The sequence below is a fragment of the Paenarthrobacter sp. 2TAF44 genome (assembly GCF_052114885.1).
GTDB lineage: Bacteria > Actinomycetota > Actinomycetes > Actinomycetales > Micrococcaceae > Arthrobacter.
Genome location: NZ_JBFRFP010000019.1, coordinates 77,416 through 90,507, shown reverse-complemented (window position 1 = coordinate 90,507; position 13,092 = coordinate 77,416). Strand labels below are relative to the sequence as shown.

General features: G+C 62.6%; 13 protein-coding genes and 1 pseudogene. 2 read left to right on the top strand and 12 right to left on the bottom strand.

Annotation, left to right across the window (positions count from 1 at the left end):
• Nucleotides 1-227: 227 nt before the first annotated feature.
• From AB4Z15_RS18100 to AB4Z15_RS18080, 5 genes are all read right to left on the bottom strand, one after another.
• Nucleotides 228-569, bottom strand: a complete 342-nt coding sequence (locus tag AB4Z15_RS18100; protein WP_442018370.1) for a hypothetical protein — start codon at nucleotides 567-569, stop codon at nucleotides 228-230.
• 200 nt (nucleotides 570-769) lie between these two features.
• Nucleotides 770-2,443: a response regulator transcription factor gene (locus AB4Z15_RS18095; protein ID WP_442018369.1), complete on the bottom strand. Its 1,674-nt coding sequence runs from the start codon at nucleotides 2,441-2,443 to the stop codon at nucleotides 770-772.
• 307 nt (nucleotides 2,444-2,750) lie between these two features.
• Nucleotides 2,751-4,364 (bottom strand): chaperonin GroEL, encoded by a 1,614-nt coding sequence (gene groL, locus AB4Z15_RS18090; protein ID WP_442018368.1) that lies wholly within the window; start codon nucleotides 4,362-4,364, stop codon nucleotides 2,751-2,753.
• An 84-nt stretch (nucleotides 4,365-4,448) separates the two neighbouring features.
• Complete coding sequence (groES, locus tag AB4Z15_RS18085; RefSeq protein WP_211711208.1) at nucleotides 4,449-4,745, bottom strand: co-chaperone GroES; 297 nt, start codon at nucleotides 4,743-4,745, stop codon at nucleotides 4,449-4,451.
• Nucleotides 4,746-4,935: 190 nt separating this feature from the next.
• Complete coding sequence (locus AB4Z15_RS18080; protein WP_442018367.1) at nucleotides 4,936-5,364, bottom strand: hypothetical protein; 429 nt, start codon at nucleotides 5,362-5,364, stop codon at nucleotides 4,936-4,938.
• A gap of 67 nt (nucleotides 5,365-5,431) precedes the next feature.
• Between AB4Z15_RS18080 and AB4Z15_RS18075 the strand changes: the two genes are divergently transcribed.
• Complete coding sequence (locus tag AB4Z15_RS18075; RefSeq protein WP_442018366.1) at nucleotides 5,432-6,658, top strand: THUMP-like domain-containing protein; 1,227 nt, start codon at nucleotides 5,432-5,434, stop codon at nucleotides 6,656-6,658.
• Nucleotides 6,659-6,664: 6 nt separating this feature from the next.
• Here AB4Z15_RS18075 and AB4Z15_RS18070 read toward each other — a convergent pair whose 3' ends face one another.
• Nucleotides 6,665-7,477 (bottom strand): shikimate 5-dehydrogenase, encoded by an 813-nt coding sequence (locus AB4Z15_RS18070; protein ID WP_442018365.1) that lies wholly within the window; start codon nucleotides 7,475-7,477, stop codon nucleotides 6,665-6,667.
• A gap of 52 nt (nucleotides 7,478-7,529) precedes the next feature.
• Nucleotides 7,530-7,610, bottom strand: a pseudogene (locus AB4Z15_RS18065) (50S ribosomal protein L36); the annotation flags it as partial.
• Between the two features lie 113 nt (nucleotides 7,611-7,723).
• Here AB4Z15_RS18065 and AB4Z15_RS18060 point away from each other — a divergent pair.
• The gene (locus AB4Z15_RS18060) at nucleotides 7,724-8,875 is read left to right on the top strand and encodes a glutamate--cysteine ligase (RefSeq protein WP_442004100.1); all 1,152 of its coding nucleotides are present in this window, start codon (nucleotides 7,724-7,726) and stop codon (nucleotides 8,873-8,875) included.
• An 11-nt stretch (nucleotides 8,876-8,886) separates the two neighbouring features.
• On the opposite strand, the gene tsaD is transcribed toward AB4Z15_RS18060, so the two are convergent.
• From tsaD to alr, 5 genes are read right to left on the bottom strand one after another with little or no spacing between them, the layout of a single operon-like run.
• Complete coding sequence (gene tsaD / locus AB4Z15_RS18055) at nucleotides 8,887-10,014, bottom strand: tRNA (adenosine(37)-N6)-threonylcarbamoyltransferase complex transferase subunit TsaD (protein ID WP_442018364.1); 1,128 nt, start codon at nucleotides 10,012-10,014, stop codon at nucleotides 8,887-8,889.
• Nucleotides 10,011-10,514 (bottom strand): ribosomal protein S18-alanine N-acetyltransferase, encoded by a 504-nt coding sequence (gene rimI, locus AB4Z15_RS18050; protein ID WP_442018363.1) that lies wholly within the window; start codon nucleotides 10,512-10,514, stop codon nucleotides 10,011-10,013. The genes tsaD and rimI overlap by 4 nt, the downstream gene beginning before the upstream one ends.
• 13 nt (nucleotides 10,515-10,527) lie before the next feature.
• Nucleotides 10,528-11,199, bottom strand: coding sequence for a tRNA (adenosine(37)-N6)-threonylcarbamoyltransferase complex dimerization subunit type 1 TsaB (gene tsaB, locus AB4Z15_RS18045; protein WP_442018362.1), 672 nt, complete (start codon nucleotides 11,197-11,199; stop codon nucleotides 10,528-10,530).
• Nucleotides 11,199-11,810 (bottom strand): tRNA (adenosine(37)-N6)-threonylcarbamoyltransferase complex ATPase subunit type 1 TsaE, encoded by a 612-nt coding sequence (tsaE, locus tag AB4Z15_RS18040; RefSeq protein WP_442018361.1) that lies wholly within the window; start codon nucleotides 11,808-11,810, stop codon nucleotides 11,199-11,201. Before tsaE ends, tsaB begins: the two co-directional genes overlap by 1 nt.
• Nucleotides 11,807-13,060: an alanine racemase gene (gene alr, locus AB4Z15_RS18035; protein ID WP_442018360.1), complete on the bottom strand. Its 1,254-nt coding sequence runs from the start codon at nucleotides 13,058-13,060 to the stop codon at nucleotides 11,807-11,809. Before alr ends, tsaE begins: the two co-directional genes overlap by 4 nt.
• Between the last annotated feature and the right edge of the window lie 32 nt (nucleotides 13,061-13,092).

Below are 13,092 nucleotides of genomic sequence, written 5' to 3'. Positions count from 1 at the left end.
ACTTCGGAACAACACTGTGACGAGTCACGCCCTAGCGGGCGGACAACCTTCTGATCAAGTTACCGAGGTGGGCCGGGCGGTACCGGCCGCCCCACCCCTCGGATGGACAGATCCCACTCCAGGACACCCTTGCGGGGCCAGTCACTTACYGAGTCACATCCAAGGGGCAGCACGGCCAATACCCACTCTGCCAGCCAGTCCCAGACCAGCCACAACAATCCTCACAGTCACTTATGGCCCATGGCAGCGGCCGACATGGGCCTTAAGTGACCTCGCGTTGCTGGGGTTGCAGTTACAGGGGTTTCAGCCGGAGCCTTCCGGTACCGCAGGCACCACACCAACATCAATACCGACGTCACCACGTAGAAGGAGTGCAACAGCCACACGGGTCCCGCCGGAAGGTCGAAGACGTAGAAGGAATGCACTGCGTTGGCGATGTTGGTCAAAGTGATGTTGCTCAAACTGTAGGAGGCCAGGTCCTTGGTGCGGACTGCCTTGACCAACATGGGCAGCATGCTGGATGCAAAGAGCACGGTGGATACGGTGCCGGCGAGCAGTGGAATGTTCATAAGCCCAAACTATGAGTCCGGCGCCCTCTGCCGCGTCGGCCAAATGACGCATCCTGCTGGATGGGACATGGGTATTTATGCGCATGCCGGGACGTGAGAGAAGATCGGGAGAAACCCCGCAGGACGTGAGAGAAGATCGGGAGAAACCCCGCAGGACGTGAGAGAAGATCGGGAGAAAGGCTGTGGGATGTGAGAGAAGATCAGTTGGTCAAGTGGTGTTCGAAGGCGTACCTGGTCGCAGCAACCCTGGAGGGCAAGGAGAGTTTGCTGAGGATATTGCTGACGTGCCGGGCAACGGTTTTTTCGCTGAGATACAGTTCCCGGGCAATGGACTTGTTGGCTTTTCCGTCAGCTACAAGCCGCAGGACTTCCAGTTCACGGTTTGTAAGTTCATGGGCGGTGGGCGCAGATCCATTCCCACCACCTCCCACCCCGCCGGCTCCCGCACTGCCTCGTCCCGCAGTAAGGCCCAGCACCTCAGTTACAGCAGGCGTTGCTTCGAGTTCAGCGAACTCGGCTGTGGCTGCTTCGAATTCCATGGCGGCAGAGTCGGGATCGCCCAGTTCCAAACAGGCGCGACCCGTCAACACCCTGCACGTGGCCGCGCCATAAGGAGCCTCAAGGCTGTACCAGAGCCGCCATGCCTTTCTTGAGGCCACCAGCGCGTCGCCCGCGTTGCCCTCTGCGAGCAGCACTTGGGCTTCCGCCTGCGCCGCAAGCGCCCGTTCCAGGGGCCTGCCCGTTTCAAGGACCGGAGCCGCGAGTTCGTCAGCCGCGGCCCTTGCGGCTTTAAGGTCACCAGCGGCAAGCTCGACGTCGACGACGGCGGGAAGCAACCGCCGTCGGTTGGCGGGGTCCGAGCCTGCCATGGCCCGTCGCAACATGGCTTGGGCCTGAGACACTTTTTGCTGGCCTGCCAGCACCAGCGCGAGCCCGGGGAGAGCTTCGAAGCCGGTCTCTGCAGCCTTGGCATAAGCCGCGCTGGCTTCATCAAATTGGCCCTTCAAACGCAGAATCTCGCCCTGCAGATACCACGCACCCCAGGCCGCTTCCGGATCGCCGCGGCGCGAGCGGTCCTGGGCAATGTGGACGGCTGCTATGGCGTCGTCCCAGGCGCCATGGAGGATGAACAGTTCTGCCCTGTGGGACTGGCACTGCCCGCTGAACATCACCATGTCCGGCCGGTCCCCGCACCAGCGTTCCAACGCGGCGGTCCATTCATGGGCACGCTGGACGTCGAAGGCGAGGCGGCAGCTGCCGATGACGGAGCAGTAGATGATGCCTGAAGGAATGGGCGATACTTCCCCCGCCGTCACGGAAACCATGACTTCATCCAGGATCTCCAAGCCCCTGTCCGGGAATCCAAGGGTGATGCTGGCCGTGCCCAGGCCCAGCCGTCCAAGGGCCATGAGGTCCTTGTCGCCGAATCGCTGTCCCACAGCCAAGGCGCGGCCAAAGAGCTCATTGCTGGCTTCAGGATTTCCTCCGTACAAGGCTCCCAGCGCGGACGGAATCAGGAGGTAGCCTTCAGCTTCGGTGGGCTCGTCTAGTTCTTCCACCAAGTGTTTTGCCCGGGACATCCAGCCCGAGCTGCGGGCTGGCTCCCCGATGTCCATGAGGAACAGCACCAGCCACGTTGCGCAACGGGCGGCTGCAGCCATGTCTCCTACGGTGACATATTCATCGTGCGCCCGCGTCAGGTAGGCGACGCCTTCGGAGTCCTTGCCCAACAGCATGGCCACCGAGGCGGCGACTTCAATGTCCTGGGGTGGAAGTCCGCCCTCCGTGTCCGCCCGGGCAAGGCAGTCAAGCGCATCGCTCCAGCGGTGCTCGGAGAACGCGGAACGTCCCAGATCCAAGGCTGTAACCGGCATAGTCCACACTCATTCTGCGACCGCGAGCAACCCGGTTGGCGCACCCAATCGGCCGTATTAGCGTCAGGGTACCGCCGCCGTCGTAAGCCCACAATGGCTCCACGAATCCCTGACGCGCCGTGTGGGTCCCTGACCTTCTCTGGTCCCGAGATGCCACTTTGTCACCCTTTTTCGGTTGCACGGCGGGTGCCTGGGGTTCAAAGTAGGTCAGGACGCCCCAAGGCGATGCCACAATCGCAGCCAGGAAGCGCAAGAGGGCAGAAAAAAGCCCTGGCCACGAGTGACCAGGGCTTTTTCGAACAGGCTGTTAGTGCTGGTGGCCTGCGTGTGCGTTTTCGTCCTCAGCCGGCTTCTCGGCAACCAGGGTCTCGGTGGTGAGAACCAGGGCAGCGATGGAAGCGGCGTTGCGAAGTGCGGAACGGGTGACCTTGACGGGGTCGATCACACCGGCGGCGATCAGGTCCTCGTACTCGCCGGACTTGGCGTTGAAGCCGTGGTTGGCTTCGAGTTCGGAGACCTTGGAAACGACGACGAAGCCGTCGAAGCCGGCGTTCTGGGCGATCCAGCGCAGCGGCTGGACCAAGGCGCGGCGGACGATGCCAACAGCTGCTGCTGCGTCACCCTCCAGTGCCTTGACGGCCGGGGACTCGTCCAGTGCCTTGAGGGCGTGGATGAGGGCGGAACCGCCACCGGAAACGATGCCTTCTTCAAGGGCAGCACGCGTGGAGGAAACGGCGTCCTCGATGCGGTGCTTCTTTTCCTTCAGCTCAACCTCGGTGGCTGCGCCGACCTTGATAACGCCGATACCGCCAGCCAGCTTGGCCAGGCGCTCCTGCAGCTTCTCGCGGTCCCAGTCAGAGTCCGTGCGGGTGAGTTCGGCACGCAGCTGGGCCACGCGGTCGGAAACGTCCTGCTCGGTTCCGGCGCCATCAACAATGGTGGTGTTGTCCTTGGTGACCGTGATGCGGCGTGCCGTACCCAGTACCTCAAGGCCAACGGTGTCCAGCGAGAGGCCAAGGTCCGGAGAAACAACCTGGGCGCCCGTGAGCGTAGCGATGTCCTGGAGCATGGCCTTGCGGCGGTCGCCGAAGCCCGGAGCCTTGACAGCCACAACGTTCAGCGTGCCGCGGATGCGGTTGACGATCAGCGTGGACAGGGCTTCGCCTTCAATGTCCTCGGCGATGATGAACAGCGGTTTGGAGGCCTGCAGCGCCTTCTCCAGCAACGGCAGGAAGTCCTGCAGCGAGGAGATCTTGCCCTGGTTGATCAGGATCAAGGCGTCTTCGAGGACTGCTTCCTGACGTTCTGCGTCAGTGACGAAGTACGGGGAAAGGTAGCCCTTGTCGAACTGCATGCCTTCGGTGAGGACGAGTTCCGTCTGGGTGGTGGAGGATTCTTCGATGGTGATGACGCCATCTTTGCCCACCTTGCCGAACGCCTCGGCCAATAGTTCGCCAATTTCGTCGCTCTGTGCGGAGATGGCGGCAACGTTGGCAACCTGGGTTCCTTGCACTTCGCTTGCGTTCTCCAGGAGGCGGGCTGCGATGGCTTCAATGGAAACCTCGATGCCGCGCTTGATCTCGCCAGGAGCGGCACCAGCAGCAACGTTGCGCAGGCCTTCCTTGACCAGTGCCTGCGCCAGCACCGTAGCGGTGGTGGTGCCGTCGCCAGCGACGTCGTTGGTCTTGGTCGCTACTTCCTTGGCCAGCTGTGCACCAAGGTTCTCGTAGGGGTCGTCAAGCTCAACTTCGCGGGCGATCGTCACGCCATCGTTGGTGATCGTGGGAGCGCCCCACTTCTTGTCCAGCACGACGTTGCGGCCGCGCGGGCCAAGCGTCACCTTGACAGTGTTGGCGAGCTTGTCGATACCGGCCTCAAGAGACCGGCGGGCAGCATCGTTAAAAGCAAGCTGCTTTGCCATGGTTGTGTCCTTTCAAGACGGAAAACCCGCACCGCAGAAGGTCGGAATGATTCCAACGCGGCTGCGGTGCGGGGCTCCAGGAAGTTACTTTACGACGATCGCAAGGACGTCGCGGGCGGACAGAACGAGGTACTCGTTGCCGCCGGTCTTGACTTCGGTTCCACCGTACTTGGAGTAGATGACGACGTCGCCAACAGTTACGTCAACCGGGACGCGGTTGCCGTTGTCATCGAAGCGGCCGGGGCCGATTGCAACAACTTCGCCTTCCTGCGGCTTCTCCTGCGCGGAGTCCGGAATTACCAGGCCGGAAGCCGTGGTCTGCTCTGCTTCGAGCGGGCGAACAACAATACGATCCTCAAGAGGCTTAATCGAGACCGACACTCGGACTCTCCTTTTCATGAGCTGATTCATGGACTAAGAACTAGGGTGCCGTGGCGTGCAACCGTCGTCGCGGTGCCGGTGACGCCTGGCGTGATTAGCACCCTCCGGGGGAGAGTGCTAACACGACTCTATGTAAGCGTTAGCACTCGGTCAAGGTGAGTGCCAGAATTTCGTCCTGAGTGAACTCCCGTTACCGACCGGTGAGGTCGTCCAAATCGTAGTCTTCGCCGTCGTCGTCCTCATCTGCAGGGGCAGATCCACGGTTCAAATACAGCACGACGGCGGCCGCCAGGGCCACGACGCCGGAAATCACCAAGGCGATAATCCCGCCAATGCGGGCCCCACTGTAGAGCTCCCGGATGTCGCGGGCTTCATCAGTAGCGTCATTCACGCTCTTGCCCGTCACGGAGTACGCCGCAGCGTTGAATGAGTCCAACGCGAAGATGACGATCAGCAGGCCAATGCAGATTACAGCGATCACGGCCCCCGCGATCAAGGCAGGACGGGCAAAAGCCACGAGGGATCGACCGGAGGAATGCTCTGAAGCTCCCGGGGCAGTGGAGTGGTTCCCGCCCGGGTTGTTTGCGTCGGAGGGCTGCGGAGCTGCGTTGTCTTCCATGAAAACAACCCTATCGGGCTGGTTCCCAACTCACGGCGTCATGGCGGGCGCCGTTAGGCTTGATCCCATGTCTCACGCACCGCAGGAACAGATCGCACCCTTGCTGACCACTGAAGGATGGGAACTCCTTGCCTCGCTGGGGCCGTACCGCGAAGACGAAGCGTTCAGCGTTAACGCCGACCTCCGAAAAGCAGGCCACTCCCCTGAACTCGTGGCCGCGGTACTGACGCAGTCCCGGCTCCGGACCCGCGCCGAAGCAAAGTTCGGCGAGTTTGCCCGCCAGATGCTGTTCACCCAGGCCGGACTCGAACAGGCAACCCGCCTCAACGTCGCGGCCCGGCACGCCGAGCGTTTTGCCAAGGCCGGCATTTCCCACGTAGCCGACCTCGGCTGCGGCCTCGGAGCTGACTCCATGGCCTTGGCCTCCATGGACATTGCCGTGACCGCCGTGGAAATGGACGAAACCACTGCCGCCTGCGCCACCATCAACCTCATGCCCTTCCCGCACGCCACGGTGGTGCATTCCGATGCCACATCAGTGGACCTGAACGGGATCGACGGCGTGTGGCTGGACCCCGCACGACGCACAACCTCGACGTCCGGGACCAAGAGGATCTGGGATCCGGAAGCGTTCTCTCCCCCGTTGTCGTTCGTTGAAGGCCTGGCCTCGGCCGGCCGGGCAGTGGGAGTCAAGATGGGTCCGGGGATGCCGCACGACTCGGTTCCGGTGAACTGTGAAGCGCAGTGGGTCTCCGTAGGCGGCGAAGTCACTGAGGTCGCCCTGTGGTTCAACGCGGTGGCCCGTCCCGGGGTCCGGCGCGCGGCACTTGTCATCGGCTCCCAGGGCGCTGCCGAGCTCACCAGCGGCGAGGATTTCGACGGCGGCCCGGTAGCCGCCGTCGGGCCTGTTGAGGGGTTCCTCTACGAACCCGACGGTGCGGTCATCCGCGCAGGCCTGGTAGCCGACGTCGCAGAACGCCTTGGCGGGCACCTGGTGGACGAACATATCGCCTACATCTGCGCCCCGGAACTCCATGACTCGCCTTTTGCGCGCGCATACAAGGTGCTGGAAGTGATGCCTTACAACGTGAAAGCGCTCAAAGCCTGGGTCAAAGCGAATGGCGTCACGGTGCTGGACATCAAGAAGCGTGGCACGGCCGTCACTCCGGAAGAACTGCGGAAGCAACTGCTTCCATCCAAGCGCGACAGTAAGCCCGCGAAAACAGCCACCCTGGTCCTCACAAGGATTGGCGAGGAAAGAGTGGCTGTAGTCGTGGAGCCTGTGACGTTCTAAGTCACGTCAGCGACGGGAGAACTCTGAGGCTTCGCGGACCTGATCAGCACTCGGGCGGACACCCGTGTAAAGGACGAACTGTTCCTCCGCCTGGATGGCGATAACTTCGGCTCCCGTGATCACCGGCTTGCCGGCGTTCCGGGCCGCGGTGATGAGCGGCGTCTCGGAGGGAAGGGCGACGACGTCGAATACTATTTTTGCGGCGGCAATGGTTGCGTCGTCGAAGGACTGGGCAGTTTCGTCGGCGCCGGCCATACCCAAGGGCGTGACGTTGATGATGAGGTCTGCAGTTGAGCCATTGACGTCGTCCTGCCAGCCGAAACCGTAAAGGTCCGCGAGCGCACGGCCGGTGGTTTCGTTGCGGGCCACGATAGTGACAGCGGTGAATCCAGCGTCCCTGAGGGCGGCGGCGACAGCCTTTGCCATACCACCGGCACCACGGAGAAGAACGGTGTGGCTGCCAGGTACTTTGTGGTCCTTCAGGAGCCGGGCGATGGCGATGTAGTCCGTGTTATAGGCGGTAAGGACGCCGTCGTTGTTGACAATCGTGTTGACCGAATCGATGGCCTTTGCCGACGGATCCATGACGTCCACCAGCGGGATGACAGCTTCCTTATAGGGCATGGACACCGCGGCACCCCTGATGGGGAGGCCGCGGATGCCAGCCACTGCAAGAGTGATATCCGCGGGGGCGAATGCCTTGTAGACAAAGTTCAGTCCGAGCAGGTCGTACAAATAATTGTGGAACCGGGTTCCGATGTTGCTGGGCCGGGCCGCGAGCGAAATGCACAGGGACATGTCTTTGTTCAGGATTGGCATTCACCCATTAAACAACGGCTTCTTTACGCTGCTGCTTTACAGTGCCGCGCGGTTAGCCCTGGCGGGCCTTCATGCGCGGATTGTTCTTGTTGATGACGAACGTGCGCCCACGTCGCCGGACGATCTGCGCACCCGCCAGCAATCACGCATGCTCCGGCTGCACTAGACTTGAGCCGACCGCTGACGGCCCCGCAGCGGGTTGCGTCCAGCTGAAACTCCAGCAGAAACAAGCAACGAGGGGACTACGTGCAGATTGAGTTTGCGCCATCCAGGCAATCGACACTGGGTGTGGAATGGGAGTTGGCGCTCGTCAATGCACGCACCGGGGAACTGGTCTCAGTCGCGAACGACGTCCTCAAGGGCGTGGCCGCGAACCACCCGGACCTCAACGAAGACGACGAACACCCCCACATCAAGCGCGAACTGCTCCTGAATACCGTGGAGCTCGTTACCGGAATCTGCGAAACGGTCAAGGAAGCCAAAGAGGACCTCAGCCGCTCCCTCGCCGCTGTCCGCGAAGTCACCGATCCCATGGGAGTCGAGGTGTTCTGCGCAGGCAGCCATCCCTTCAGCCCTCCCCTGCTCCAGCCGGTCACCGACAAGGAGCGCTACGCCAAGCTGATCGAGCGGACCCAATGGTGGGGACGCCAAATGGTCATCTACGGTGTCCACGTCCACGTGGGCATCGATCGCCGGGACAAAGTACTCCCCATCCTGGACGGCCTTGTCAACTACTTCCCGCACTTCCAGGCCCTCAGCGCTTCCAGCCCCTTCTGGGCCGGCGAAGAAACCGGCTACGCATCCCAGCGCGCCCTCATGTTCCAGCAGCTCCCCACCGCTGGCTTGCCGTTCCAGTTCGAAACCTGGGAAGCATACGAGTCCTATGTCCAGGACATGTTCACCACAGGTGTCATCGATGCCACCTCTGAAATTCGTTGGGACATCCGACCCGTCTCCAACCTGGGCACTATCGAGATGCGCATTTGCGATGGCCTCGCCACACTCGAGGAAGTGGGCGCGATCGCAGCACTGACGCAGTGCCTCGTGGACGAGTTCTCCTCCATCCTCGACGCCGGCGGCAGCATCCCCACGATGCCGCCATGGCACGTCCAGGAAAACAAGTGGCGTGCCGCCCGCTATGGCATGGAAGCCATCATCATCCTTGATGCCAAGGGCAACGAGCAGTTGGTCACCGAGCACCTGGCAGAAACCGTCGCACGCTTGGAACCCGTGGCAGCCAAGCTCGGGTGCTCTGAGGAACTGGCCGACGTCCTGAAGATCATCGAACGCGGCGCCAGTTACCAGCGCCAGCGCCGCGTGGCCGCTGAACACAACGGGGACCTGCAGGCAGTAGTCATGGACCTCGTGCAGCAGATGCGCAAAGGCCCGGACGCTTAAGTCCAGGGAACTTACGCAGCCACCGACACCGTAGTAACGGGCATGGAAGAATCCGGCGCGAAGGCTATTCCGCTGGGCCCGATTCCGGCCATGATCAGTTGAGCTCCAAGCGCTGCCACCATGGCACCGTTGTCCGTGCAGAGATCCAGCGGCGGCACGTGCAGCTTGATGCCCGCCGACACGCACCGTTGACCGGTTAATTCACGCAGCCTTGAGTTGGCGGCAACGCCACCACCAAGCAGCACGTCAGTAATGCCGTTCTCCTTGCAGGCCAGGACCGCCTTGGAACTAATGACGTCCACCACGGCTTCCTGGAATGCCGCTGCAATATCGGCTACAGGTACTTCCTCAGCGCGGGCTTCGAATTGCTCCACGCATCTGGCCACCGCGGTTTTCAGGCCGCTGAAGGACCAGTCGTAGCGGTGCGGTCCCTTTTCTTCTGCGGTGCCCATGTATTTGGGTTGCGTAAGGCCGCGCGGGAAGCGGATCGATTTGGGATTGCCCTGGCGTGCGAGTTTGTCTATGGCTGGACCACCGGGGTAGCCAAGGCCCAGGATCCGGGCCACTTTGTCGTAGGCTTCTCCGGCGGCGTCGTCGATGGTGGAGCCCAGGAGTTCCACGTCATCTGTGATGCTGCGAATGCGGAGGATCTCTGTGTGTCCACCCGAAACCAGAAGCGCACCGAGGTTCTGCGGCAACTGGCCGGCACCCAAGCCGGCGGCAGCACCGGCGTCGGGCCTTGCCTCCAGCAGCCCCACGCCAACGTGCGCCACAAGGTGGTTGATCGCATAAAGCGGCTTGCCCGTAGCGACGGCCAAGGCCTTCGCTGCGCAGACACCGACCATGAGGGCGCCGGCCAACCCGGGACCTGACGTGACAGCAATGGCGTCGATGTCCGCCAGGGTCACCCCGGCTTCATGGAGCGCTTCCTGGAGCGTGGGGACAAAGGCATCCAGGTGGGCACGCGAAGCGATCTCGGGGATGACGCCACCAAAGCGCACGTGCTCGTCCATGGATGAGGACACCGTGTTGGTCAGCAGCGTTGTACCGCGCACGATTCCGACGCCCGTTTCGTCGCAGGACGATTCGATGCCCAGCACCAACGGCTGCTTGGGCTGTTCTGGATAAGGGCCGCTCACGCGTTGGCTCCTTCTGTGGGATGTGGCTTGTTGAGGGGCAGGCGCATGATCAACGCGTCCGTTCCGTCCCGGTAGTACCGGGGCCGCACGTGGATCTGTTCGAATCCGAAGCGCAGATACAACTGCTGTGCACGGGGGTTGTCCGCACGCACCTCCAGGAGGACGTCCGCCGCGCGACGCCGCCGCGCCTCTTCAATCAGTTCGGTCAGGATGGCCGAACCGATGCCCTTGCCTTCGAATTCGGGAACGACGGCGATCGTCTGGACGTCCGCGATCGGCTCAATGCACATCAATCCGGCGTACGCCACGATCTGGCCCGCAACTTCGGCCACCATGTAGCGGCGAGTCTCCGCCTGGGACAACTCGTCGAAGAACATTTGCAGGGGCCAGGCATCCACGGGGAACAATCGCCGTTCCAAGGCTTCTACGGCCGGGACATCAGCCTCTGTCATGTCTCGCAGGGAAACTCCGGAGAGCTCCAGTTTGGGTGAAAGTTTCATCGTTCCCCTTTCATCACAGGGCACGCTTCCTGGGACCCGGCACTTGGGCGTCCGATTCGCGCAAGTACAAGGGTGTGGAATCCAAGAGTTCCTGCCCTGCCGTCAACCGGGCCAGCGCCACTTGGCCAAGGGAGGCCGCGTCCGGCTGTGTGTCCGCAAAGTCTTCGTCCCCACGGAGGACGTCGGCGTACAGTCCAGCGCCGGCCCCGAACACGGGAAGGTCCGGCAAGTCCGAGGCGAAACCCACATGCGGTCCGTCGATGAGTTGGGGTAGCTGGCCCTCCTCCAGGACGTACCGTGCCCAGTAAACCTCTTTGCGCCGGGCGTCAGTGGCCACCAGGAATTCGGGAACAGCCGCAGTGGACTCCGCCACTTCAAGGGCGATCGCATCAAGGCTCATCAGGCCATACAGCGGTTTGTTCCAGACGAAGGCCAGGGTGCGTGCGCTTGCTATGCCCGAGCGCAGCCCGGTAAACGGTCCGGGCCCCACCCCTGTGACGATCACGTCAATGTCCGCGCCGGTAACCCCTGCTCCGGCCAGGAGTTTCTCGATGCCGGGTGCAAGGACTTCGGCATGGCTGCGGGTGTCCTCGGTGGAGAAGGAATCCACCACGCCTTCCATGGCAACGTCCGATATCAGCGCAGCGCTGGCCACTGCTGAAGTGTCGATGGCCAGGATCAGCATCAGTGGCCTCCTTCGGAGATCGTGGTTTCAAGAAGCTTCGGTGCCTCGGCCCAGCGGGGGCCGAAACCGCGGAAAACGATGGTGCGCGGTTCGTCGTCGTCATCAGTGTCAAAGTCGAGGACCGTGGCGCTGTCAGCGACGTTGGTGGCCTGCATAACGCCTACGCTACCCACCGACCGGTGAAGATCCACTTCGAGGCGGCTGTCCGAGAGGTGCTCCACCCTGTCCCTCCCCCACTCCACGACGGTTACGGCGGTGTCCATGGTGTTTTCAAGATCAATGTCATCGATCTCGGCAGCTGATTCCAGCCTGTAGGCGTCGACGTGGACCAGGTCCGGGCCCCCGGGGCGCGGACCATCCGGAAGGTTCGGATGGATCCGAACCAGCACGAACGTAGGCGAGATGATCCCGGAACGTACGCCCAGGCCCTCTCCCAGCCCCTGGGTGAAGGTCGTCTTCCCCGCACCCAACTCTCCGGTCAGGACAAGGAGGTCCCCCGCCTCAAGCACCCCACCCAGTGCTGCGCCGAGCGCGTGGGTCTGCTCCGCCGTCGTGACCTTCAGGCTGCGTTCCCACAGCGGTTCGCTTGGTTCGATCAGTGGTTCGTTCACAGCGTCGCCGTTTCAGATGCTGTCTGTGTGCCATGGTGGACGTCCGGGCGCGCAGGAACCTCGTTGATGTAGCTGCGGGGCACGCGTGGGCTGATGCGCGTGACGATCTCATAGTTGATGGTTCCCGCTGCGGCCGCCCAGTCATCCGCGGTGGGGCCACCATCCGCACCGTCGCCGAACATCACGGCTTCGGCGCCCTTGAGCCCACCCGCTTCTTCTGGTGTGAGCGGTCCAAGATCAATCACCATCTGGTCCATCGCGATCTGGCCCACCACAGGGTAGGTGACGCCGTTGACGCGAACTGGACCGCCCGTGGCGATGCGCGGGACGCCATCGGCGTAGCCCAGGGGAACCAGGCCCAGCGTGCTCTCCTGGCTGGTGTGGTACTTCAGGCCGTAGGAAACGCCTTGGCCTTGCGGGACTTTTTTGCAGTTGGAGAGGAGCGTGCGGACGCTCATGGCGGCGTGCAGGCCAAGTTCGGCGGAGGTAACCCCTTCGAAGGGCGACAACCCATAGATGCCGAGCCCGACCCGGACGAGGTCGAAGTGCGAATCCGGCCGGGACAGCGCAGCGGGAGTGTTGGCGATGTGCCTGACCTCGGTATCAACGCCAGCATCCTGAGCGATGGCGAGTGCATCACGGAAAACCGTCAATTGTTCGTCCGTTTCGGGACGGTGCGGCTCGTCGGCCACGGCCAGGTGGGAGAAAATACCCACGACGCGGAGCAGGCCTTCGTCCTGGTATTCCATGGCCTGGCCCACCAACTGGTCCCAGTCGGCGATGGGGCAGCCGTTGCGGCCCAGCCCTGTATCCACCTTCAGATGGACGCGCGCGGGGCGCTCCTGTTCGCGGGCGGCCGCCACGACAGCGTCCAACTCCCAACCAGAAATCCCGACGTCGATGCCGGCGGCAACTGCGGCTTGGAAGTTGCTTTCGCGGGTGTGCAGCCACGCCAACAATGGCGCGTCAATGCCAGCGGCGCGCAAGGCGAGCGCCTCGGAAATGTGTGCGACGCCGAGCCAGGCCGCTCCGGCGTCGAGGGCTGCACGTGCCACCTGCACCACGCCATGGCCATAAGCGTCGGCCTTCACCACAGCCATCACGGAGGCCGGGGAGGCTATGGCAACGAACTGACGAACGTTGTGCCGCACGGCCTCAAGATCGATCACGGCGGAACGCTCCAGCACCGCTGACTTTGCTATGGAGGCTTTTGATCCGATCCCGATGTCTGCAGCTGCTTCGTAAGTCACCCTAGAGATTCTAGTGGTGTGGGTGAAGAGGG

Bases quoted from the DNA above. Each gene is read 5' to 3' on its own strand.
- rimI (WP_442018363.1), bottom strand. From the start codon at position 10,514: ATGAAACTTTCACCCAAACTGGAGCTCTCCGGAGTTTCCCTGCGAGAC.
- AB4Z15_RS18075 (WP_442018366.1), top strand. From the start codon at position 5,432: ATGTCTCACGCACCGCAGGAACAGATCGCACCCTTGCTGACCACTGAA.
- AB4Z15_RS18070 (WP_442018365.1), bottom strand. From the start codon at position 7,477: ATGCCAATCCTGAACAAAGACATGTCCCTGTGCATTTCGCTCGCGGCC.
- tsaB (WP_442018362.1), bottom strand. From the start codon at position 11,199: ATGCTGATCCTGGCCATCGACACTTCAGCAGTGGCCAGCGCTGCGCTG.
- AB4Z15_RS18095 (WP_442018369.1), bottom strand. From the start codon at position 2,443: ATGCCGGTTACAGCCTTGGATCTGGGACGTTCCGCGTTCTCCGAGCAC.
- AB4Z15_RS18100 (WP_442018370.1), bottom strand. From the start codon at position 569: ATGAACATTCCACTGCTCGCCGGCACCGTATCCACCGTGCTCTTTGCA.
- AB4Z15_RS18080 (WP_442018367.1), bottom strand. From the start codon at position 5,364: ATGGAAGACAACGCAGCTCCGCAGCCCTCCGACGCAAACAACCCGGGC.
- groL (WP_442018368.1), bottom strand. From the start codon at position 4,364: ATGGCAAAGCAGCTTGCTTTTAACGATGCTGCCCGCCGGTCTCTTGAG.